This is a genomic window from Janthinobacterium saanense (genome assembly GCF_014200675.1).
Taxonomy (GTDB): Bacteria; Pseudomonadota; Gammaproteobacteria; order Burkholderiales; family Burkholderiaceae_D; genus Janthinobacterium.
The window spans coordinates 49144-70830 of sequence record NZ_JACHCI010000027.1; the positions used below are offsets into that span (position 1 = coordinate 49144).

21 protein-coding genes are annotated in these 21687 nt (G+C 60.6%); 17 read left to right on the forward strand and 4 right to left on the reverse strand.

The window, feature by feature from the left end:
- The first annotated feature begins 117 nt into the window (after window positions 1-117).
- Together HDE72_RS25400 and HDE72_RS25405 are read left to right on the forward strand one after the other, a co-directional pair.
- The gene (locus HDE72_RS25400) at window positions 118-1128 is read left to right on the forward strand and encodes a hypothetical protein (protein WP_183747812.1); all 1011 of its coding nucleotides are present in this window, start codon (window positions 118-120) and stop codon (window positions 1126-1128) included.
- Window positions 1128-1610, forward strand: coding sequence for a hypothetical protein (locus tag HDE72_RS25405; RefSeq protein WP_183747815.1), 483 nt, complete (start codon window positions 1128-1130; stop codon window positions 1608-1610). The genes HDE72_RS25400 and HDE72_RS25405 overlap by 1 nt, the downstream gene beginning before the upstream one ends.
- Here the strand turns inward: HDE72_RS25405 and HDE72_RS25410 are convergent.
- Window positions 1582-2607 carry a tyrosine-type recombinase/integrase gene (locus HDE72_RS25410; protein ID WP_183747818.1) on the reverse strand — a complete coding sequence of 342 codons (1026 nt, stop codon included), beginning with the start codon at window positions 2605-2607 and terminating at the stop codon, window positions 1582-1584. The genes HDE72_RS25405 and HDE72_RS25410 overlap by 29 nt on opposite strands.
- A gap of 148 nt (window positions 2608-2755) precedes the next feature.
- The gene (locus tag HDE72_RS25415; protein ID WP_183747820.1) at window positions 2756-3706 is read right to left on the reverse strand and encodes a DNA-binding protein; all 951 of its coding nucleotides are present in this window, start codon (window positions 3704-3706) and stop codon (window positions 2756-2758) included.
- 396 nt (window positions 3707-4102) lie between these two features.
- On the opposite strand from HDE72_RS25415, the gene HDE72_RS25420 reads away from it, so the two are divergent.
- The 3 genes from HDE72_RS25420 to HDE72_RS25430 all read left to right on the forward strand — a co-directional run bounded on the left by HDE72_RS25420 (window position 4103) and on the right by HDE72_RS25430 (window position 6779).
- Window positions 4103-4321, forward strand: coding sequence for a hypothetical protein (locus HDE72_RS25420; RefSeq protein ID WP_183747822.1), 219 nt, complete (start codon window positions 4103-4105; stop codon window positions 4319-4321).
- Entirely contained in the window at window positions 4314-4622 is a 309-nt protein-coding gene (locus HDE72_RS25425) for a type II toxin-antitoxin system RelE/ParE family toxin (RefSeq protein ID WP_183747824.1), read from the forward strand. Before HDE72_RS25420 ends, HDE72_RS25425 begins: the two co-directional genes overlap by 8 nt.
- A 147-nt stretch (window positions 4623-4769) precedes the next feature.
- Complete coding sequence (locus HDE72_RS25430; RefSeq protein WP_183747826.1) at window positions 4770-6779, forward strand: hypothetical protein; 2010 nt, start codon at window positions 4770-4772, stop codon at window positions 6777-6779.
- Between the two features lie 80 nt (window positions 6780-6859).
- Here the strand turns inward: HDE72_RS25430 and HDE72_RS25435 are convergent, their stop codons facing one another.
- The gene (locus HDE72_RS25435; protein ID WP_183747827.1) at window positions 6860-7219 is read right to left on the reverse strand and encodes a hypothetical protein; all 360 of its coding nucleotides are present in this window, start codon (window positions 7217-7219) and stop codon (window positions 6860-6862) included.
- Between the two features lie 238 nt (window positions 7220-7457).
- Here HDE72_RS25435 and HDE72_RS25440 point away from each other — a divergent pair, with 238 nt between their 5' ends.
- The 12 genes from HDE72_RS25440 to HDE72_RS25495 all read left to right on the forward strand — a co-directional run bounded on the left by HDE72_RS25440 (window position 7458) and on the right by HDE72_RS25495 (window position 15481).
- Window positions 7458-7670, forward strand: coding sequence for a hypothetical protein (locus HDE72_RS25440; protein WP_183747829.1), 213 nt, complete (start codon window positions 7458-7460; stop codon window positions 7668-7670).
- Complete coding sequence (locus HDE72_RS25445) at window positions 7667-8398, forward strand: SprT-like domain-containing protein (protein ID WP_183747831.1); 732 nt, start codon at window positions 7667-7669, stop codon at window positions 8396-8398. Before HDE72_RS25440 ends, HDE72_RS25445 begins: the two co-directional genes overlap by 4 nt.
- Window positions 8399-8502: 104 nt before the next feature.
- The gene (locus tag HDE72_RS25450) at window positions 8503-9045 is read left to right on the forward strand and encodes a hypothetical protein (RefSeq protein ID WP_183747834.1); all 543 of its coding nucleotides are present in this window, start codon (window positions 8503-8505) and stop codon (window positions 9043-9045) included.
- A 95-nt stretch (window positions 9046-9140) separates the two neighbouring features.
- A complete protein-coding gene (locus HDE72_RS25455) occupies window positions 9141-9326 on the forward strand; it encodes a hypothetical protein (protein WP_183747837.1) in 186 nt (61 codons plus the stop codon).
- Window positions 9327-9438: 112 nt separating this feature from the next.
- Window positions 9439-9993: a hypothetical protein gene (locus HDE72_RS25460; protein WP_183759336.1), complete on the forward strand. Its 555-nt coding sequence runs from the start codon at window positions 9439-9441 to the stop codon at window positions 9991-9993.
- A 231-nt stretch (window positions 9994-10224) separates the two neighbouring features.
- A complete protein-coding gene (locus tag HDE72_RS25465) occupies window positions 10225-10539 on the forward strand; it encodes an H-NS histone family protein (RefSeq protein ID WP_183747842.1) in 315 nt (104 codons plus the stop codon).
- Between the two features lie 15 nt (window positions 10540-10554).
- Window positions 10555-11115 (forward strand): phiTE_072 family protein, encoded by a 561-nt coding sequence (locus HDE72_RS25470; RefSeq protein WP_183747845.1) that lies wholly within the window; start codon window positions 10555-10557, stop codon window positions 11113-11115.
- Entirely contained in the window at window positions 11112-11417 is a 306-nt protein-coding gene (locus HDE72_RS25475) for a hypothetical protein (protein WP_183747848.1), read from the forward strand. The genes HDE72_RS25470 and HDE72_RS25475 overlap by 4 nt, the downstream gene beginning before the upstream one ends.
- The gene (locus tag HDE72_RS25480) at window positions 11414-12103 is read left to right on the forward strand and encodes a hypothetical protein (protein WP_183747851.1); all 690 of its coding nucleotides are present in this window, start codon (window positions 11414-11416) and stop codon (window positions 12101-12103) included. Before HDE72_RS25475 ends, HDE72_RS25480 begins: the two co-directional genes overlap by 4 nt.
- Window positions 12100-14121: a DNA cytosine methyltransferase gene (locus HDE72_RS25485; RefSeq protein WP_183747854.1), complete on the forward strand. Its 2022-nt coding sequence runs from the start codon at window positions 12100-12102 to the stop codon at window positions 14119-14121. Before HDE72_RS25480 ends, HDE72_RS25485 begins: the two co-directional genes overlap by 4 nt.
- A gap of 191 nt (window positions 14122-14312) precedes the next feature.
- Window positions 14313-15218, forward strand: coding sequence for a hypothetical protein (locus tag HDE72_RS25490; RefSeq protein ID WP_183747857.1), 906 nt, complete (start codon window positions 14313-14315; stop codon window positions 15216-15218).
- Window positions 15215-15481, forward strand: a complete 267-nt coding sequence (locus HDE72_RS25495) for a hypothetical protein (RefSeq protein WP_183747860.1) — start codon at window positions 15215-15217, stop codon at window positions 15479-15481. Before HDE72_RS25490 ends, HDE72_RS25495 begins: the two co-directional genes overlap by 4 nt.
- Before the next feature lie 49 nt (window positions 15482-15530).
- Here the strand turns inward: HDE72_RS25495 and HDE72_RS25500 are convergent.
- On the reverse strand, window positions 15531-21687 hold a 6157-nt coding region (locus HDE72_RS25500), incomplete at its 5' end, for a PLxRFG domain-containing protein (protein ID WP_183747862.1).

Here is a 21687-nt window from a genome sequence, read left to right on the forward strand (position 1 = left end):
AACCTAGCCCCCTAATGAAAAAACCCCAGCTTGCAGGCCGGGGTTTTTTGCTTTTTGGACTACGAATTTCGTACTTCAAGGTGACAAGGTGATGCCTGAGAACTTCATCTTATCCCCATGTGGTACGACCGTCAAACACTTTGTGGCATCTATGCCCATGTGGAGATACTTGTGCGCGCTCAAACCCTAGATGATGTTATTAAACCATACTTGCACCTCCCAACAGCCATTCAAACGGCCCTGGTCCGTGTTGAAACGCACCCTACTTTTCGCTCGATCACCAAAAGCACCCTGCTGGTACTGAAGGCGCTTGTGTCCCGCGCATCGGCAACCAACGGCACGCGCATCATCCATGCACGCCTCGATCGACTGGCCGAGGAAGCGAACGTCAGCTACAAAACGGTGCAACGTGCACTGCGCCAGTTTCATGAATTCAAATGGGCCAGCCCTGCGAGTGAAGGTCGATCCGAATGGGGCGTGTTCGAGGCAAAGCGCTATCGCCTCTCCCCCGACTTGTGCGCCCTGGTGCATCTGCCGACCAAGGAAAAGACCGCCTCCGAACTGGAGCAAGAGACAGAATTGTCCGACGGTGCTATATACGTTGATCTTAGTTTGAAAAAAGATCTCCGGAAGATTTCGATTGAGAATCGAAACGGCGAACCCCCAAAGCTACCCGCTGCCGTTGAACACGTCCCAGGCGAAACAGGCATCAGCCCAACCGGCATTTGCAAGCTGCTGGGCATTGCCCGCAAAGCCGGCTACCAGCTCGAACACGTCATTCTGGTTGCCAAGCCCTACCTGGCCAAGATCGGTACAGCCAGCCCGGGTCGAGCATTCCGCTACCTGCAGGCGATGCTGACGAATCCGAAGAAGGTTGATTACGCGGGTCGCGCTGCCCAGCTGGAGCGTGGTGACGAACCAGATCCAGCGAAGGCAATGCTCGCCATCGCCAAGCAGTGCCGCCACAAGAAATTCGTCCACGCTACCAAACCCGGCCTGCTGGTCCGCTTCTTCGATGGGGTGGCTGAGGTATCATGCGCCGGCCAGGTTGAAACGCTCGCAGGGCGCCAGTTGGAGGTGCTGTACGCGGACGTGGCCAAGGGCAAGTTGACGGAGGTAATCGAATAATGGACCGCGAACGCCAGCTACATCAGCAAGGCTACTGGCGCTTCACGCCCGCCGGCATGGCCATCCCGGGACTGTTCGATGCGATCGACTGGAGCGCGCGTGAACAGCGCCGATTCTGGCAGTCGCACCAGGTGCGTTTTGCCCAAGTGCCCTTGCCGCTGCAAGCCGCCTTTCTGTTCGCCTACGAGGCAGAACACCGGCACACGCCGATCACGAGCATGGAAGCGGCCTATGCGGCGCTGGTGCGCATTTCGGCATTCGGCTACGATACCGGCCCGGGCCTGGCAATCAAGGCAGCCATGGAAGCTGCCGGCGCCCAGTTGCAGCGCGAAGCGGCGACGGCAATGGAAGCGCGCCAGCGCGCATCGAGCGAAAGGAAGTGGCAGGCGGAACTGGCGAGCAAGCAGTTGCCGCGCGGGCCGGCGGCGAACCTGGCGCTGATACGCGCGGCGCTCAAGATGCCGGCAAGGGCACTATCGTGATGGCGGCCGCAGTCTCGGCGTGCCGGGTGGCGTCTTCCTTGTGCAAGTAGCGCCCGGTCGTGCCGATGTTCGCATGGCGCCCGTTCAGTTGGACCGTCTTGAGCGGCACGCCACGGTCGAGCTGGTGCGTCAGCGATGAATGGCGCAGCCAGTGCGTCGAAGCCTGACCCAGCCGGTGCGCGACTTCATGCTGGCCGTGTTCGTTCGCCAGCTGCACCGCGCGGCGCATGATGACCTTCATGGCGGCGGCCACGGCGTTGTGACTGGCGCGCCGCAGCGAACCGCGCGACGACAGTACCAGGGGGACAGTGTCGCCAGGCGCCGGCATGGCGGCCAGGCCATAAGCCAGCCGATAGCAACGGTACTCATCGAGCAACGCCGCCGGCACCGGCACCTTGCCGTGGCGGCGCCCTTTGCCCAGAACGTGCAGCCACCAGGCGCCGGCATCATCGCATCGCACGCTGCGCATGTCGGCGCCGGCCAGCTCGGACAAGCGCACGGCCGTGAGGTAAAACGCCTGCACCAGGAAGCGCGCCCGCGCGCGGCGCAATGCCGCTGACGGCGTCGACGCTGGCATGTGCTCGGCGGCCAGCAGCATGAAGGCGATGGCCGCCGGCGGCAGGAAGCGCTCGATGGCTTCATTCGACACCACACGCATGCTGCCCAGCAGCTTGGCCGGGTTGGTTGGGAGATACTGCGCCGCGCGCGCCCAGCTGAATAAACCCTTGAGCACGGTCAGCGCCTGGACCTGCGACGCCGGCGACAGCGGACCGCAGAAAGGGCGCCAGCGCGGATCGCTGCGCGGATAGCGCTCGGCCCTGATCCAGTCGTCCGCCGGCGCCGGGTCGGCAAGAAAGGCGGCATAGGCGAGCAGGTCCTCGTAGGCCGTGGTGCGCAAACTCAGGCCGTGCGCACGCAACCACAGCACGAAGCGCTCGGCTTCCTTGCGGGCGTTGCGCACGGTACGCGGGGAAAGGTTGGGGCGGCGCAGCCACAAGGCAACGATGCCATCATCGTCGGCCGCGCGCGTCAGGGCACCAGGGGGGAGGGCAGGGGGAGCTGGCTCCGATGTGACAAGGCGGGTTCCAGACTGGTCCTGCGACGTTGTCAGTTCGGTAGCCATAGCCCTCCCCAAGGTAGGTCAGTTAGGTTTTAGCATCGCCCTGGGCGAGTACCTTGGCCAACTGGGCGCGCACGTCGGCCAGGGCAGTACGATCGCTGAGCAGCATGCCGCGCAGTTCGGCCGCCTCTTCCGTCGCCTTGCGCTCATTGGCGCGCGCGTCTGCCGACAGCTTGCGCGACGACTCCAGTTCACGCGAGGCACTTTCCAGCCGGGCCTGACAGCCTTGCACCGACAAGTTGGCGTTGGCCAGCTCGCGCGTGGCGCCGCTCAATTGCCGCTCCAGCTCAACGATGCGGGCGAGGGCGGTTTTCTCGCGCGCCTCGATGTCGCCGGCGCGCGTGTCAGCGGCATCGAGGCGCGCGGTCAATACCGCTGCCTGCTGTTCGGCCGCCACCCGGCCGGCGTGCTCGCTGGCCGCCTCATTGCGCAGCGCCACCAGTTCGGCCTCGATGCGCGGCACCACTTCCAACTGGTGACGCGCCTTCGTCAACTCGGCACGCACCGCCTCGGCCGCGCGGCGCTCGTTGTCCAATTGCGTCTGCGTCGTCAGCGACTCGGCTTCGACCTGGAGTATGCGCCCCTGCAAGATGGCCAGTTCATTACGCGCGGCGTGCAGCGCTTCTGCATTCGCATCGAGCTCCTTCGCCTGGGCCTCGTTCTCCGTGGCCAGGTCGGCGGCTTCCTGCAATTGGTCCACCAGCTCGGCCTCGATCGTGGCTGTACTAGCGGCCAGTTCTTGCGCGAGGAATTCGAGGATGGCGCGCTGCAATGGCGCCGGCAGGGTGAGGGAGGCGTTGACCGCATGCTCTTCACCCGTTTTCCAGGTCTGCAACAATTTATTGATGGTGCCCATGCTGCCGATGTTGCCCAGCCGTTCACGCACGGCGCGCGAGGTGGGATTGGCACCGGCCGCTTTCATGGCGTCGGCGATGGCGGCGACTTGTACATAGGTGATGCTCGATTCCCGGCCCATACCATTCCTTGAAGGTGATTGTTACGTTATGTTATGTTATTTTTTGTTATGTTACGTTATGGAATGGTGCGGGGCAAGGGCGAAGGGAAGTTTCCATGCGGTCAATTTTACGCAGTTTTCCGGCCCGATGGTAAACAGGTGATTAGGAGAGTAATCACCCGTTAAGCCAAATTCGGCCGCCAGATGGCCGGCCGATATGCTGTGAGCAGGGGAGGGCACAGCGTCCACGTACATCAGGCCTCGCCGCCTGGCACGCGTCGCCCGCCGCCTCAACTAGCCGCGCGTGGCGCCAACGCATCGCCCTGACTATGCGCCAGCACTATTAAATTGCACATTTTTTGAACATGTTGTCGATTAGGGCTACAATGGACATCAGTACACAGGAGGACAACCACTATGAATACCGCTACTTTGCGCCGCCCAACCGGCGACGAACTGGAACGCGAAATTGAAGATATCGAATCGCGTATCCATGACGAGAACATCCGCACCACAATTCAAGAACGCATGGCGCGCGCGCGTCAGCCAGGCGCCGCCCGCGTATCGCACGGCGAAGCCTTCGCGCAATCGCGTGCCCGCCTGATGGACATGCTGACTGCGCCTGTCGATGGCTGATTGGGCCATCGAATGGCTCGATGAGGCTGTCGAAGACAAAAACAAAATTGTCTTCTACATCGCTCGGCGCGACCCCGTTGCCGCGTTCGGCATCGATGAGGAATTCGACAAGCAAGTCGGCGCGCTGGCGAGCTTTCCCGGCATGGGAAGAGTCGGCCGCATTCCTGGCAGCCGTGAGCTGTTGATGAATCCTTTGCATTACATCGTCGTCTACGAGCTCAATACGGTCGATGAGATCGTGACCATTTTGCATATCTACGACGACAGGCAATCCGGACCACGCTTCATCCGCATTCGTTAATGCCAGCGGCGCGCACGCCGCACTATTTATGATCCTCTTCAGATCGCTGCACGCAGCCGCCGTGCAGCGATCTGCTGTGCCCGCACCCATCTAGCAGGCAAGCCCTTTCGCCAGCCTGACTCCCACCTTCCTACCCAAGACGCCCCCATGGCGGGTTTATCGCGCATTTTTACGCGCAAAGCATTACAACTTTGTATTGCACATTACAATAAATTGTTACAATCGGCTCCCTATTATTGCGCGCAAGCCGGAGCCACCATGTCCCTCGAAGAAGACGTCAGTAAACTGACACAAGCCACCACGGAGCTAATCAAAGCCGTCAACGTTCAAAAATCCTACCTCGACGCGGCGGCAAAAGCGGCCATCGCCGGCGTCACCGTCCAGGGCGCGATCGTGCCGACACCCGGGAAATCGCCCGTCGGGAATGCAAATGGTTTATTTGACCCAGCCTGGCTTGATCCGAGCTTGCCGCTTGCCTCACCTCTTTCGGTGGGAGCAGTCAACAAGTATGGATACACCTTCATGCAAGGTGGCCAAGGCCAGCGTCTGTTCAAGCTCGCAACGATGCTGGGGAATGGCCTCAGTACATATGCATCCTTACGTATCGACGCCATGATCGGTAATTGGCTGGGCTCGGAACTTACAGCCATGACTATTGTTCTGGGTAGCCGTAACGATGCTACTGGTTTGTCGGTAGACTGGAACACTACTCGTTTTGTGGCGAGCAACGTCCGTTTTGTTGCTTACAAGGAAGCCAATGGTGAAATTTCAGTGTATCTCTTCTTTTTAGCGGGATCTTATGCACAGGCATCATTACAAATGATGGGCATGCAGACCGTGACTTACGCTGCACCAGCAGCTGTCAGTTCTGTTACAGGTACGCTAATCTGGGATAGCTCGGTTGGGCCAGAAGTTAGCAGCGCCTACCGTTCGCCGCGCTCCCGTGGCACGGGCCCTGCTTCAGTTCCAGGGGTACTGAATGGCACCAGTTTTGATAGTCTTGTCGAAGTGCGTGCGCAGGACGGTATCACTTCTTCTGTGTCGTACCTTGCAGGTGCGCCAAAAGCGGACTCAATGGCAGCGAAACAAGAGGCAGAAGCCCTGCGTATTGGGGTGTCGGGAAATACGGGAATATCTTATGCTGGTTTCTTCCAAGGCTTGGTATCCGTGGCTGAAAATAACAGCCCATTCGCATTGGGGTACAAACTGTCGTTTAAGGCACGAGATGTAGGTTCTGGCAACTTCACCCCGACACTGTTCTCCATTACCGGCAATGGCCAAGTCTACATGCCTGTTATCAAAGTCGGGACAAATGACACCTCGGCAATCAATGTCATAGCCGTAGCCGGTGTTGAAGGAACCGATATATTAACGATTGTCGACGCTACCGGCTATCGCAAGTGTAATGGCGAATGGGGCAATCTCACAAATGCCGCTCAGATTGTGAAGGCGAACTCAGTTACCGGCCGCAGTAGCAATAACCGGGGCACTGTCAACACGATGGGTAACGATTATGCCGAGTACATTTTCAAAAGCCCATCATGCGGGAACGTCGCGCCAGGTCAAATTGTCGGCATCAGCGCGGACAATAAAATCACCGATCAATGGGCTGGCACCGTATTGTTTTCGATTAAATCAACTGCCCCATCATTTGTCGGCGGCGATTCTTGGGCCGACAATGTAGGACGCCGTCCAGATCCCCTAGCTGGCGCAGCACCCATCCAGCCCATGCGCCGTGAAACAACAACCGCGCAGCAGCCTGTTCCAGGCACCAATCCCCCGGAATACGAGGATGTGGTCACCGAGGCTGGCGACAGCGATGACGAATGGGCCGCCAAGCAGGCGGTCTACGCAGATACTCTAGCGGCCTACACTGCGGCTGTGCAGCAGGATGCTGACGCCATGGCGGCCTTCGATGCTTTGCTGGAAGCGGAGCGCGAGAAGGTAGATCGCATCGCCATCGCGGGCCGGGTACCGGTCAATGTGCTGGACGCCCAGCCTGGCGATTACATCGTGCCGGTGCAAGACGGCGCAGGCATCAAGGGCATTCCTGTGCACGAGGATAATCTCACCATGAAACAGTACCTGAGTGCAGTCGGGCGCGTGATCTCGATCGAGCCGGACGGCCGGGCCTACGTGATGGTCAAGGTCGTGTAGGACAGCAGTATTCTCCCCTGGCTATTCCCTGCCGGCGGCACGTATAAGTAAACGCCGCAGAGGATAGCCAGTCATTCAGATTAAGCCGCGCCGCCTAGTTCCAGTATTTTCAGGCTTTCGTCTTCACCGGAATGCGCCAAGCTGGCGCCAGTAATCAAGACGAACATCTGCAAGGTGCTAAAGTGAGCCGGTGATGGAACAGTTAATGGCGAAGGAATCCGGCCCAGATCATGATACGCATTCACTAGCGCTTGAATGGACGGCCTGGCAGCGGCTGTTCCGCTAAGGGCAATGACAGAAGCAATTCCACCGACATAATTGTCAAATTCATTTTCAAAACGCTCGACGTAAGATTCTGCCGAAGTTCGCTTCAAATGTTCGGAAAGCGTAGTGCATTCCTCGTGCACGCAATGGTGCCTGGTGCCATTTTCGATATTCATCGCAGTCTTTCAAAAAATAGAAAAAACAGGGACGCAGATCGTATTGGAATGAACACGCTCTACGTGTGAGGTGGTGCCTATCATACCGCCTAATCGAAGGCTGACGCCCATATTGGCCATGCGGGTCACTCGCCTGCAAACGCATCCCTGCGCGCATGCATGCGGGCTACAATTTTGTATTGCACATTACAATTTATTGTTACAATTCTGGTTCACAATGGATTGCACAATACAAATCATGATCCCCATCTACATCGGCCTGCTGCATGCGGGCCTGGAAGTTATGCGTTCGCAGCAGGCTGCGGCTATGCTGCAAGCCAAGTATCGCCGCCAGGCGCAAGAACTTGCAGAGATGATGGCGCGCGCCAGCGGCGATGTGATCGACGTCGACGCGCGCTTCATCGATGAGCCGTTGGCATTGCCGCTGGACGACCAGCTGGGCCAGCCATGAAGCAAACGGCCGTCGTCTATGGCGAATTACAGCTGGTGTACGACACGTTCAATGCAGCGTTGTTCGATTCAAGCCTGGCGGACTGCCTGCTGACGTTGCAGCGCAAAGACCGTACCATGGGCTATTTTTCGCCGGGGCGCTTCGGCAACCACCAGGGCGACAAGCTGCATGAAATTGCGCTGAACCCCGATTGCTTCGCCGTCGTGCCGCTGATCGAGATCATGGCCACCATTGCCCACGAAATGGCGCACCTGTGGCAGCACCAGCACGGCACGCCAGGACGCGGGCGCTACCACGACAAGGAGTGGGGCGACAAGATGGAGGCGATAGGCCTCATGCCGTCCTCGACGGGCCTGCCAGGGGGCAAGAAGACCGGCGACAAGGTGGCCGACTACCCGATCGCCGGCGGGCGCTTCCTGGCCGTGTGCGACCAGCTGCTCACCAATGATTTCAAAATATCCTGGTACGACAGGTTCAGTACCGTGCGCCCGTACACCGCCGGCGCCGCCGCGCCCGGCCTCGGCCTGAACCTGCCGCCGGCGGCCGTGGCCGTGGCCGCTGAGAGCGGCGTGCAGATGGCGCCGCCGGCGCTGACCGCCTCGGGCGCCGTGGCCAACAAGAGCAACCGTTCGAAATACCGCTGCCAGTGCAACCAACAGGTATGGGGCAAGCCAGGCCTGAAACTGCGCTGCGAGACGTGCGAGCACCTGTTCGAGGAACAGGCTTAGCAGGGGCAGGAGGGACCGTCAGGGGCGCGCCAAATAATCTAAGTTTGGCGCCAAGCGCTCCTATACTCGGCCGCGCACCACCTCCCTCCACTCTGAAAGCCATTATGCAACGCACGTATCGCTCGATGTCCTTGATGTTGGCGGCCGCCCTGGCCCTGACCGCCTGCGGCCACGACGCGCCGCCGGCGCAAACCACCCACCCCAACGCCGCGACAGCGCCGGCAGCGGCCCCCGTCATCGTCAATGCCGCGCCGGCCCAGTCGGGCATGACCGACTTGCTGACGGGCGGCGCCCTGGGCTACCTTCTGGGCAAGTCGAGCAGCGGTGGTGGCCATGCCGCGCCCGCGCCGTCCAGCGCCACCGTGCACAAGACCATCGTGCACCAAACCGTGGTGCAGGCGGCCCCGGTGGCGCGCCCGGCGGCGCCTGTTGCCGTGCTGCCGTCCGCCACGCCCAAGCCGGCCAGCACCACGGCCGTGACGTTGGCCAAGCCAGCCCCCAGCTACGCCCCGCGCAGCGCCTATGCCAGCACGACGGGCAGCAGCGCATACCGCGCCGCCGCCGCGCCGGCGCGCGCAGTAACGACCACGGCGCCTTCCTACGCCCGTAGCTACTCGCCGCCGGCCACCTACAGCGGGCGCCGCTGATCGCGCGCACCATGCTGGGCCCGCCTGCCATCCATGTATTGCACCTCCAGGCGCCACGCAGTCGCCTGCCCCAACCTACCCACCAGGAGAACACCATGATCGATGTCAAAAAGCTGATGAAAGAAGCCACCAAGGAAGTGGGCGAAGAACGCCGTACCAAGGCCAAGAATGCGCTGGTGGCGGCACTGCGCCGGCGCGAAAGCGCGCTGCAGGTCGTGCGTAACTGCGAGGCGGAAATTACGGATCTGCAAGCGAGCATCGAAGATGGCTCGTTTAACTGATCGCATCCCCCTGGTGCAGTCCGAGCCCGTTCCGGTCCAGTTGTGCGGGTTCTTCTCGAACACGTACCTCCTGGGCCGGCAGGGCTGGAAGCTGGCCCTGGACGAAAACTACATGGACCCCTATGCCTCGCGAGCGATGCTGCACCACGAACGCCTGGAGCTGACGTTGTTCGGCCAGCTGCGGGGCGGCACGCTCTTGCGCAGAACGCGCATGGACCGGGGCTATGGTGGCGGGCCAAACAGCGCGCATTTCGGCAACTACTCCAACTTTGAACGCCAGGAACGGGCCTGGTATGCCGCAGTGGATGAAGACAGCCCCCATATTGAGTTACAGCGCGCCGGTGGGCGTAGCACCCATGTGCTCCAGATGCCATCGTTGAAGGAAATGAGCTGGCGCGATACGCAACCTGAATTATGCGAGGCGGCGACCAGCAGCGAGCTGTACCGTTTACCTCTCTTTGCCGAGCTCCACGCGGCGCGCCCGGACACGCAGGAATTGATCGTGGAGCCGGCCGACGTGCAATGCCTGCTCGATCAGATCCTGGCGGCGCAGGGGCCGATGCGGCGCGAGATTCGCGCCCGCGACAAACGCCGCGATGCCGATAGCAGCGCAGCTGCTGCACCACGCCAGGTGCATGCCCAGATCGTCTCGCTACACGCGGCCTAATCCACCTCCCTTCCTCACCCACCCTGCGTCGCCACGGCGCAGGGTTATTCCCAGAAATTGCCCTGCCATCGTGCGTTTTAGCATGCCGTTTTAAAACGTCTACATGCCCGCTTAAAAACGCTTTTTAAATGAATTGTGCCAATTTGTTTAAATTTTCGTTGTCTTCGTGGATAGTTTGCCCCTATCATTACAACAGTTTGTTGTAACTCGCACTTTAACCACGGAGAAAGCATGAACACAGTTGATATATCCACCCTGACGATTCCTGAATTAAAAGGCCTGCAATCGGACGTTGCCAAGCTCATCGAGAAACGCAATACCGATGCAATCAGCAACGCCCGCGCGCAAATCGCCGAGATTGCCAAGAATGCAGGCATCAACCTGAAAGACCTGGTGGCCAAGGGCGACAAGGGCGACGTAAAAAAAGCCCCGATCAAATTCCGCGACCCGACTGACGCGAATAACACCTGGAGTGGACGCGGGCGCCTGCCGAACTGGGCGCTGAAAATGAAAGAGGCCGGCACGCTCGACAGCGCGCGCGTTTAATTCACACAGGACACCATGACAATGATCCACCAGAAACAAATCACCCGTTATTCCATGCGTACCACCGATGGGCAGCATGCAACGATCGCGCTCGATATCGGCGCCGATTCCGTGACCTTCATGGCCGATAGCTCCTTCGGCCCGTTTTGCCACCGCTGGAATGGGACGGGCGGCAACCCGATCCCCTTCTTGCGGGGCCTGCGCTTTGATGACGTCATGCAGCAGCTGCGTGGCGACGCCAGCCGCATCTTCGACCGCGAAGCGCAAGAAAAGGTGCTGCAAGCGCGTACTATCACCCTGCGCCGCCAGCGCAAGTTCGATGCCGAGCAGGCGCGCTGGTGCTTCGAAGAAGTCGGCCATGTGTGCGACGCGCGCAACCTCGACCAGTTCTGGGCCAACCTGTTTCATAGCGACCTGTCGCTGCACCTGTTCAATAATTGCATTGCGGGCTTTTCCGCTGAAACGCGCGCGCACCCCCATTGCGTCGATTTCTGGGACTTGATGTGGGTCCCGTTGATGGCCCAGCTGGCGCGCGACACGGCGCTGGCGACCGCACGCGGCGAGGTGGCGGCATGACGAAGATCACCAAAGAAGCGCAATTCATCGCTGATATGATCCGCTGCCGTGGCATGGAGTGGGTGCGCCTGGGCATGCAGGTGGAAGTGGCGGGCAGCATGGGCACCATCGTTGGCATGAATTCTAGCGCCAACCTGGACGTCGTATTTGCCAATCGCCTCAAGTACGGCAAGGGGCCGAGCAACTGCCATCCCTGGTGGGAAACGCGCTATTTCGATCGGGACGGGACGGTGATCAAGGACTACCGCCGTCAGCCAACGGCGATATCCCTGGACCTGACGCCTGCGGCGGTGGTTGCATGAGTTACCGCCTCACCGAAGCGCAGTTCTTCAAGGATATTGCTAAACATGACATGATCGTGATTCGTGACGAAGGGAACAACCGCCATATCCGCTTCAAGCAACCTGGCACCAACAACGCCCATTTCGACCTGATCACCTGGCCGGGCCACCTCTGCTATACCGGAGACATGGGCACCTATGTGTTTCAACGCGTGCCTGATATGTTTGCGTTCTTTCGCACCTCCAGCGTCGAAGGTGGCGATGCGGATACGCTGCATATCAACGTGGAATACTGGACGGAGAAACTGATTGCTGTCGATGGCAACCGTGACGGTGGCAAGGTCAAGGCATTCGTCGAGGACAAGTTCAAACGCGTCATCAATGAATACCGCGTGCAGTGGATGCGCGATGCCAAGGCAACGGGCGCGCTCGACAAGGACAGCCGGCGCCAGTTGTGGGAAGCGGTAGACGACGAGGTGCTGTACCGGCTGGGGGACGGCGCAGATCGCGCAGAACTCGCCGCCTATGACTTCTGTTATAACCCGCACCCGAAAAAGGAATATAGCTGGCAGTTCGAGGAACTGTTCGAGCACGACTTCACCGAATTTACGACCAGCATCCGCTGGTGTTGCTATGCACTGGCCTGGGGCATCAAGAAATACGACGCCTCCAAAGTCACCGCCCTTCCCGAAGGAGCCGCAGCATGAAGCGCGACAACTTCACCATGTCGCTCGACTTGGGCCATGAACTGATCGTGGACAACTTTGCCGGCGGCGGCGGCGCCAGCACGGCGCTGGCCATCGCGCTGGGCCGCGAACCCGACATCGCCATCAATCATGATGGCGAGGCGCTGTGCATGCACGCAGCCAACCACCCGACAACGGCGCACTACACCGAAGACGTCTTCATGGTCCACCCGGGCTTCGTGACGAAACAACGGCCCATTGGCGCTGCGTGGTTTTCACCCACCTGCACCCACTTTTCCAAGGCGAAGGGCGGTAACCTGCTAGACCAAAAAGTGCGCGGCCTGGCTTGGGTGACGGTCAAGTGGGGCGCCATGCAAATGCCGCGCCTCATGTTCCTGGAGAACGTGGAGGAATTCTTGGGATGGGGGCCGCTCGATGCCGCTGGGCGGCCGATCAAAGCCCTCAAGGGGCGCACGTTTGAAGCCTTTGTGCAGGTGCTCACCACCGGCATCGAGCGTGGCCACCCTGATCTCGAAGAGATCTACGCCACGCTGGGCGCTGACTTCCCCGTCGAGCGGCTGCATACAGGCTTGGGCTACAAAGTGGAATGGCGCGTGCTCAAAGCGTGTGACTTTGGCGCCCCTACCATTCGCAAACGCCTGTTCATGGTCATGCGCCGTGACGGCTTGCCGATTGTGTGGCCCGAGCCGACGCATGGCCCACGCGGTTCTGCAGCCGTGAAGGCTGGCCGACTACTGCCATACCTGAGCGCAGCCAGCTGCATTGACTGGTCGATCCCATGTCCGTCCATTTTTGGCCGAAAAAGGGAATTGAAGCCACCCACCAAGAGCCGCATCGGAAAAGGCTTCGAGCGCTATACGAAGGACGCGGCCAATCCCTACATTGTTGAATGCGCCCATGGAGAAACATCACCTTCCGGCGCCAAACGTTGGGGCTCAGGCGTACGAGATATTACCGAACCGCTGCAAACAGTGCTGGCAGGCGGGAATGGCGCAGCGCTGGTATCGCCTGTCCTTGTGCCGCTGACGCACCAAGGGAGCGACCGTATCAGCGGGCCACTTGAGCCCATGCCTACGGTCACATGCGCCAACCGCGGCGAATTGGCACTTGCGGCCGTATCGATGGTGCAAATGGGGTATGGCGAAGCGCCGGGCCAGGCCCCGCGCGCACTGGATATCGAAAATCCGCTCGGCACGATCGTTGCAGGTGGCGGCAAGCATGCTGTCGTGGCCGCTTCGCTCGTACAATATTATTCGAACGGCAGCCAGAACCGCAGCCTGGAAGACCCTATGCCGGCCATCGTGACAAAGGACCGCATCGGCATCACATGCGCCTACCTGGCCAAGCATTACAAAGGTGTGGTTGGCGCCAGTGTCGAGCAGCCGATGCCGACCGTGACCACGTCGGATCATACGTCGCTGGTAACCGCGCATCTGGTGGGCATCGACAACCAGAGGAACGGCGACCGCGATACCTGGTCTGTCGATAATCCCTTGGGTACCATCGTGACTGAAAATCGCCATGCTCTGGTCACGAGCAATTTAATTCGGCTGCATGGAACCAGCACGGCCGCTGATGTTGCCGATCCGCTGGGCACCGTCACGGCCGGCGGCCAACACCATGCCGAGGTGCGCACGACATTGGCCGCGCCCATCGAACGCAGCGCCTATGAGGCAAGGCGGCAGGAGATCCGTGATTTCCTTTGGGAATTCTGCCCGAGCTTGAAAGGGGAGGAATTTCCAGAGTTGGTCATAATCCATGGCGTCATGATGGAAGTGGTCGATATTGGCTTGCGCATGCTCAAGCCGCGCGAGCTGGCCAACGCCCAAGGCTTCCCAGCGGATTACATCCTCGATCCTCTCTATACCCAAGTCAACAAACGTGGCAAGACCGTGACGAAGGCGCTTTCCGGCAGTGCGCAGGTGCGCATGATCGGTAATAGCGTGTCGCCACCACCTGCAATTGCTGTTATTCGGGCTAATTGCAAACATGAAGCAATGATGGCGAGGGCAGCATGAACGTCACCATCGCTCGTGCGGCCATGGTCGTTATCTGTATTTTCGTGGCGGCCACACTGGCGGGCGCGGCCTACACATTGGCCTGAATAGCGAATACGACAATGCGAATTGAATGCAGGCCTGTCGTGCGCGATGCTGGGCGACGCGATACCACCGCTTCCCAGCAGAATTTATCTTATGGAGTAACATTTATGATCGACATCGATAACATTGAAGTACTGGCGCGCTCAGCAACGCCGGGGCCGTGGTTCTTCTCTCCCATGACCGAGACGGTCGACCCGGAGATCAGTGCGGCCAATGGCACCCGCGTTGCCACCTTGGCTGCTGCCGACATTACCAAAGCTAACTGCGCGTACATCGCTGCGGCTAACCCTGCGGCCGTGCTGGCGTTAATCAAGGAGCTGAAGAGCAACACTCGTATGTTTATGGCGGCCTGCGAAGAGCTGGGGGCAGTAAACGAGAAACTGGGCCTGGACCCGAATGACGGTGGCGCCGAGCCGATACTGAATGCCATCGAGGAACTACAAGCTGCCGCCCGCGCAAGCGCCACTTTGCTGCCGCAAGAACCGGAAAGCATGGATACCGAACAGTCACGCGAATATCTGGTGCAGTTCATGGAGAAGCATTTCTCGGATACAACTTACCATCGCTATATTCGCGCCGAAGGTGGCAGCAACGGCCTTGCTGGCGACTTTGCCTGGCAGTTGGCGCGGGCCTTGCGTATGCGTTCATGCCAAGAGCAGGACGTGCCCGCTTCCGTTGAGCATCTGTCGATAGTGCTGGAACAGGCTGCGAATCTCGCAATCAAATTTACAGCGGCCCCGCGCGATTACCTCGGGCCGGTGCCTCACGCGATGAAGATGCAAGCCGAACTGGGTGAAAAGATTGCCGCAGCCATCCGCGCCCTGCACATAACGGCCGCTCCTATCGCCCCAGCAGTGCAGGGCTATGCCAAAGAAATGACGGATGAGCGCATTTATGACATCGCCGCATCTTGCGAAATAGGAATAGGCCACGACGACCACGAAACTAGCCTGCGCGTTGAGTTTGCCCGTGCCATCGTCGCCACTATCGCTGCCAGTAAGGCAGCTTCATGAACGCCCAGCAGCGCCGCAAATATCGGCGCTCTAAACCAAGGCCAACAAGCTGCTTCTTGCAAGGCTATAGCGGCGGCACCAGCTATCCAGACCTGATGTGCCAGGATGGCTACATGCGCGACATGGATGATGATGGCTACGATCCATCGACTTGGGCTCCACCATGCAAGAACTGCAATACAGTCGAGTATGCTGAATGGCTCAAGGAACTGGATGATGACGAAGTCGATTTCTCAGCGTCCGTGGATGAAAGTAAGAAATAGCCTTATATAAAAATCCCCGGGTTTGCCCGGGGATTTTTTCATTCAGGGCTTAATCCCTGACACTGGCCAGCTCGGCGCGCACTGTTTGTTTCAGCGCGGCTGGCGCGGTCTTCTGCGTGCGGGCCAGCGCATCCTGGCGCATCGCGCGCACCCGGCGGATGATGCCCGGCAAACTGACACGAATCGGTGCCTCTGGATTTTTCTCGTTCCAGTCGTCACGCATGGCGCGCGCCTCCTGCACCATTCCCGGCTTGCCGTTGGCCAGGCCCTGCGCCCAGTGCTCGGCGATTTCGCTGGATCGCATCCGGTTCTGGCTGATCATATCCAGGGCCTGGCCCTTCTGCCCTTGAATGTCGGCCGTGCTGTTGGGCTGGAAGCCGATCATCTTCATCACCGCTTCCGTCGGCGATGTCTCGTTGACCGTATAGCCACGGGTATCGCGGTAGGCGCCCGTGACGAGCATATCGCCGCCCTTGGCCAGATTGCGCACGGCCGCCGGCGACATTTCCAGTGCGCCACCCAGCAGATCACCGCCGAGAGCCTTGCCGGTACCCGTAAAGACGCGCTTGACGAAGTCGCCGGCAGGGCCGGCCAGTTCGCCCAGGTCGCGGGTGTACGAATCCTTCTTCGTCAGCAGGCCAGTGCCGGGAATCAGGTTGCCCATGCCGAAGCGGCCGGCGACGTCGATGGGCATGCCCGGCATGGCCGACAAACCCTTCAGGGCAAAATCGGCGCCGCCCTGGCCCAGCACGTCGGTCAGGAACTCTTGCTTCTTGCGCTTGGTCGAGAAGTTATAGCCGAGCCGCTGCAAGATGCCATCGAGCGCATCCTCCAGGTCCTGCTCGAACGGCAGGCCATCGGCGCCGCCCATCAGGAACAGCACGGCGACCATGTACAGTGCCGCGCGGCGGCCCGCTGCACGTTCTTTCGAGCCAGGTTCACCCGCGAAGGCCATGCGCGACAGCAGCTCCAGGTAGGCGATGGAATACTGCTTGAACGTCATCAGCAGCCCGCCAATGGTGCTACGCGCCCATTTTGGCTTGTTGCCGGCGTTGTACATGCCCTGCGTTTGCGTGACCGCCTGCTGCGCAAAGCGCTCCGGATTGGGCATCCCCTCTTCCACGGCCGTGCGATAGGCCGCGATGAAGGTAATGCGGCGGTTGGCCAGCTCGGCCATGGCAAACAGCTTACCCCAGCCCAGCGACACCTTGGACAAAGCGTTGTTGATGTGCGCACGCGTATTTCCGGCGCGCGTGCCGTCACCGGAGCGCAAGCCGCCTTTGCCCTGCGCCTGCGCTTGCAGGTAATGGACCTCCTGCGGCGCCACGATCCCCTCTTCCGCCGCCCACTTCATTGCGGCGTCGAGGCGGGCGTCGCCCGTCGTATCCTTGGCCGCGTCACGAATGGCGGCAGTGAGGCGCTTGCCAGCCTTGCCAAGGCCACCCCACTGCGACAGGTACGGCATCGTCATGGCGAAGGGCTGGGTCAAGTTGACCATGGCCGATGCGACGGAGCCGCCCAGGAATTGAGCGAACATCAGGCCGCCCAGCTTGCTGCCGCCGCCTTCCGGATTGCGGATGTGCTCGCGTAGCTGCATGGCCGCATCGGTCAATTCGCCTTGCTGCTTCGGAATTTCCGTGACCGCCTCATCGATCTTGCCCAGGTGGGCATTGCCGGCCGTCAGGCGGGCGTTGCTGTAGATGAAGCCGGCCAGTACGCGGCCCGCGTCTTCGGAGAAGCCAGCGATGCCCTTGCGCTGAATCAGGCGCTTCATGGAACTGCGGTTGTTCTTCGCCAGTTTCAGGTAGGTCTGGTACACCTCGTTGTGCTTCGGGTCATCCTGGTCATCGAGCCCGACCATGGAGCCGAACAGCTCGATCGTCTCTGGTGATACGCCGGCGAACAGCTTGTAAGCGTCTTCCGAGATCGTGCCTTGCGAGACGTCGGCATTTGGGTGCTCGGCGGCCATGTCGCGCGCCATTTTCGACGCCTCGTACTGCGTCTCGAACATGCCGAAATACAGCTGCTCGCCATCCTTCTGGACGTAGACCGTATGCTTGCCGAAACGCGACAGGGGCGCATAGCCCCGGTCCATCAGGTCTTCTCCCTTGTCGGCCAGGTCCATGATCTGCTTGGCCGTGTCCAGGTGGATATCGAGCTTTTCGGGATGCAGCTTGCCCAAGGCGATGAAATGATCGCGCAGCAGTTCGCCGGCGCTGGCCAGATCCGGCGCCGCAACAGCTCGCTCAAGCATGCCGCTGGCATCTTTGCCGCCCAGCTTCACCATTTCGGAAATGGTGAGATTGGTCAGGCTCTTGTCCAGCGCGTCACGGAACTCGCGGTACAGGCCGATCTGCTCATCGTTCAGGCGGAACATGCTGCGCAGCTCGGCATCACTCCATACAAGACCGGCCTTGAGCTGGGTATCGGCAAACTTGCTGTTGATGATGCGCTCGTAGAAGTCGAGCGGGTTGCGCATCCAGGCCTGATTCTGGCCGTCATCGATGACGCCCTTGCTCAGCAGGACCTGGGCCTTTTGTTCCGTCGTCATCTGCTCGAACTTCGCTTCCAGCACGGCAATCCGAACCGGCTTGTCGTGTTCGTCGCGTGCCCAGGCCAAGGTGCCCTCGAAAATTGGCGCGCCAATGGCCTTGGTGTCGGCCGCTGTCAGCGCTTTCTTGCGGTTCCTGCCGATCACGTCCGCCATGTCCTCCAACTTGGGCAGCAGACGTGGCGCCAGGTCGGCCGACACGACCGCGTAGCGCGACACGTCGCCGATGAAGCTTTGCACGGCCTCATAGACCCGGGCGAACGCGGGTTCGCGCTTGGCCAGGTTGTCCATGGTGCCGATGGTCTTGTGCCACCAGCTGATCTTGCCCGACTGGTTGAATAGGTCGCCTACGCGGTAGTTCGCGGGCAGGCGGACCGCATTGATGCTGTTGGTCGCATTTTTCAAGGCCTCGCCGATGCCGGCGCGGCTGAAAGCGATATTAGCGTTGCCGCGATCTTGGTTGCCCTTGTTGACCTTCGAAGCGCCGCGCGTGGCGGAGCGTTGTGCAGCGGCGCCGCCGCCCGCCCACGGATCCGCCGGCGGCAGATCGTGCTCGATCTTCTGGAAAATCTGCTGGATCAGCGTGCGGGCCTCTTCGTTTTTGATGCTGCGCCAGTACGCGGCCGTCTCTGGCATGCCGAAGAATTCCGCCAGGCTGGCCAGCCAGCGTTGCACGGTACGCTCGGCCCGGTCGCGCAGGCCATTTTTGATGTACACGCCGGCATTGGGCTCGGCCAGCTGGGCCAGCGCCTCGTCGACGCCGCGCGCCAGCGCATACGCCTGTCCGCCGTAGGCGGCGGCCACCTGGCCCTGCTCACCCTTGGCCCAGCGGTCCGCCTCCGAACGGAAGTAGGCATCGCGCTGGTAGAGCGTTTTCATGCGGGTGATATACTGGTCTTTTGGCAAATAACGCTGGAGCCCATAATGGAGCATCTCGTGAAACAGCGTCCGCTGGACCTCCCGCAGGTTGGGCAGGGCGTCACGGAACAAGTAGATGACGTCTTCGTACACAGCACCGGACACCCGCTCATCAAATGCGACACCCGGCAAGACCCCGAAAGCGCTGTCGCGGATACGCACCGTGGGCTGGTGCGCAAACTGGCCGATGCGGTTGTCAACTTCTTTGGCTATCGCCTCGTGCGCAAGCCACTGAGCGCGCGGCAAGGCGACTGACGATTCGGCCGTGCTGCGCAGCACGCCGGATACGGCCACGTCGCGCTGGGCGTTGTGTTCCGTCCAGGTCGATACCATGATGGCGCGCACGGCCGCCACGTCCTTGACCAGGTTGGCAACGTCAAAGCGGGAACTGCGCAAGCTCTTGATGGCCTTGGCCGCCAACTCCATGAATTTATAGGCGACGGTGCGGAATAGTGAACGGTCGGCCTTGGCCAGATCGGCCCAGAATACCGGGTCTACCCACATCGCGCCGTTGATATCGGCGATTACTTCGGCCTCGGCCTGGGCATGCGTCACCTCCTGGAAGCCGCTGACGACAAATTCAGCCGCCTGGCGATCCTGCACTACTCCCTCTCCCAGATAGCCGCGGATCTGCGCGCGCAGCTTGGCGCCCAACGCAGGATTGCTTTGCTCGAGCGCGTGCAGTGTCTCGTGCCCAGCGATCGCCAGTTCGGCATTGCGCATGCCATCGGCCAGGTAGGCCGTGCCGTTGTATGCCACGCCTTCGAAGTCGGCGCTTTTGCTGACGAAATTGACCTCGATACCCAACGCTTCGCCAACCTGGCGCGCTAGGGCGAAACTGACGTTGGGCGCCGCGCGCAGCGCGCGCACGGGCGCCATGCCGGCCTTGGCCAGCTGCCGATTCAGTTGTTCGGTTGATTTCTTCGCCTGCAGCAGCTCACGGCCCGTCAGCTCGACGGGCGCAGCGGCGCCGGCATCAACGCCGGCGGGAACGAATGGCAGGAAACTGCCGTCATCACGGAAGTATTCCGCATCACGGCTGTAAAGAATGGAGTCGAGCTGGGGGCTTACTCGTTGTAGCAGCCGGTCTGAAACTTGATCCAGAACTGCTCGCCCTGCTGCTGATCCCTCTTCGCGTAATACGGTAGCGACAAGTGCCGCTCTCTTAAGATCAGACACGCCAAGCGGAGGCGTATACGCTCCTCTTCCGGATGGAAAGCGGTCGTCATAAGCACTGCGAAGCGATCTCGCAGCAGCTGCAAAATCCGCGTCCGTGAAAGCATCTGCATCCACTCGGCCGAACTGCCCCGCGCCTTCATCATGGCTGTCAGCGCCTCGTCCGTCAGCGCTTCGAGCTCGTCCGGATTGTGTTCCTTGCTCATCAGCACGTTCTCCCGCAGCGGGTTCGCCAATGCGTAGCCCATCGGCAGGTGCCCGAACGGGTGAAGAGCGCTCGAAGCGCGCGCGGGCAAAGTTGTAGCTAACATTGTTGATTTCTGGGAAAACTTGCAGGATGTTAGTGTAGGACGAAACCAGCATTTCACGCAAGTTTTCCGCATGCTCGCCAGCCGTCCATTTGATCGGACGCACGGCGGCGCCGGCGGCGGTACCGTCAGCCTCCACCTGGCGCGAATGGGGCGCCAGATGCGCTGTCGTGCCGTGGCGCAGCGCCGAAGAGATCATGTGCTCGGTACGGCGGTACAGGGCCTTGTCGGACAGGCCTTGTGGGTCGCCGATGAAGGTGTGGCCCGTATTCTTGGCGAAAGTGGCAACGGCCTGATAGACCTGCGCGCCGCGCTTGCCTTCGGTCCAGTTCGAGATATCGAGCCAGATTTCCTTGTTTTTGTTGTTGCGGTAGACAGACGCGGACAGGCCGGGGCGTGCCTCGTCGGTCACGGTCCAGATGCGATCGACCGGGACCAGCTGGTCTTCATCCTTGCCGGCGCCACGGTATTCGTCCACGCTCAAGCCTGGCGCGATGTCTCCAATGACGGTGGCCAGCGTCGTGCCGGCGCTATCGGGCAGGCGGAAAGCATCGTCATCCTGGGCAATTTCCGTGAAGATGTTGACCAGTGGGTCGTCGCTGTCGATGCGCGAGCGGCTAAAGGCCAGGACCGGGGACGCGCCCGCCTCTTCCGCCGTGGCGCCATCCTCATTGATGACAACGGGCACGGCGGCCGGGGCCATGCCTTCCAGACGCAATTCTTCTTCGAGGCGCTTGAGATCACCATATTTCTCGGCCAGCTCCTGCTGATGCTCGAATGGCGCTCCCATCTTCTTGCGCAAGCGGATCAGGTCGGTTTGGCCGGCGGCCAGGCTGGATTTTGCTTTCTCCAGGTCGGTGCTGATGTTATTGACCTGGTTGACGACACGGCGCCCTAACCCCACGGCATCGACGGTTTCGCCCATGCCAGCATTGGTCGTCACGCGCAGCGGCAGATCACCCACGTTCACGTACAGCGTGAATTCACCCTTTTCCTTGCCATTGGCCTTCTCCGCATCGATGGTGAGCGGCATGTCGTCGCCCAGCGTGCCAATCTGGTGATCATGGAAGGTGCTACCCGTGACCGCCTCGGCGACCACCTTGTTGAACGCGTCTTTGACGGCCTGGCCGAATTCGCCCACCTTGTCGAATTGCGCCTTGCCTACCTTGGCCGTGTTGAAGGCATAGAGTCGCTTGCCGATCGCGGCAAACGCTGGCTCGTAGCTTCTCAGGGCACGCTGAGCAGATTCCACC

What these genes read in the sequence shown, in the direction of transcription:
- HDE72_RS25400 (WP_183747812.1), top strand. Translation starts at nt 118, where the DNA reads ATGTGGTACGACCGTCAAACACTTTGTGGCATCTATGCCCATGTGGAG.
- HDE72_RS25405 (WP_183747815.1), top strand. Translation starts at nt 1,128, where the DNA reads ATGGACCGCGAACGCCAGCTACATCAGCAAGGCTACTGGCGCTTCACG.
- HDE72_RS25415 (WP_183747820.1), bottom strand. Translation starts at nt 3,706, where the DNA reads ATGGGCCGGGAATCGAGCATCACCTATGTACAAGTCGCCGCCATCGCC.
- HDE72_RS25420 (WP_183747822.1), top strand. Translation starts at nt 4,103, where the DNA reads ATGAATACCGCTACTTTGCGCCGCCCAACCGGCGACGAACTGGAACGC.
- HDE72_RS25425 (WP_183747824.1), top strand. Translation starts at nt 4,314, where the DNA reads ATGGCTGATTGGGCCATCGAATGGCTCGATGAGGCTGTCGAAGACAAA.
- HDE72_RS25430 (WP_183747826.1), top strand. Translation starts at nt 4,770, where the DNA reads ATGGCGGGTTTATCGCGCATTTTTACGCGCAAAGCATTACAACTTTGT.
- HDE72_RS25435 (WP_183747827.1), bottom strand. Translation starts at nt 7,219, where the DNA reads ATGAATATCGAAAATGGCACCAGGCACCATTGCGTGCACGAGGAATGC.
- HDE72_RS25440 (WP_183747829.1), top strand. Translation starts at nt 7,458, where the DNA reads ATGATCCCCATCTACATCGGCCTGCTGCATGCGGGCCTGGAAGTTATG.
- HDE72_RS25445 (WP_183747831.1), top strand. Translation starts at nt 7,667, where the DNA reads ATGAAGCAAACGGCCGTCGTCTATGGCGAATTACAGCTGGTGTACGAC.
- HDE72_RS25450 (WP_183747834.1), top strand. Translation starts at nt 8,503, where the DNA reads ATGCAACGCACGTATCGCTCGATGTCCTTGATGTTGGCGGCCGCCCTG.
- HDE72_RS25455 (WP_183747837.1), top strand. Translation starts at nt 9,141, where the DNA reads ATGATCGATGTCAAAAAGCTGATGAAAGAAGCCACCAAGGAAGTGGGC.
- HDE72_RS25460 (WP_183759336.1), top strand. Translation starts at nt 9,439, where the DNA reads ATGGACCCCTATGCCTCGCGAGCGATGCTGCACCACGAACGCCTGGAG.
- HDE72_RS25465 (WP_183747842.1), top strand. Translation starts at nt 10,225, where the DNA reads ATGAACACAGTTGATATATCCACCCTGACGATTCCTGAATTAAAAGGC.
- HDE72_RS25470 (WP_183747845.1), top strand. Translation starts at nt 10,555, where the DNA reads ATGACAATGATCCACCAGAAACAAATCACCCGTTATTCCATGCGTACC.
- HDE72_RS25475 (WP_183747848.1), top strand. Translation starts at nt 11,112, where the DNA reads ATGACGAAGATCACCAAAGAAGCGCAATTCATCGCTGATATGATCCGC.
- HDE72_RS25480 (WP_183747851.1), top strand. Translation starts at nt 11,414, where the DNA reads ATGAGTTACCGCCTCACCGAAGCGCAGTTCTTCAAGGATATTGCTAAA.
- HDE72_RS25485 (WP_183747854.1), top strand. Translation starts at nt 12,100, where the DNA reads ATGAAGCGCGACAACTTCACCATGTCGCTCGACTTGGGCCATGAACTG.
- HDE72_RS25490 (WP_183747857.1), top strand. Translation starts at nt 14,313, where the DNA reads ATGATCGACATCGATAACATTGAAGTACTGGCGCGCTCAGCAACGCCG.
- HDE72_RS25495 (WP_183747860.1), top strand. Translation starts at nt 15,215, where the DNA reads ATGAACGCCCAGCAGCGCCGCAAATATCGGCGCTCTAAACCAAGGCCA.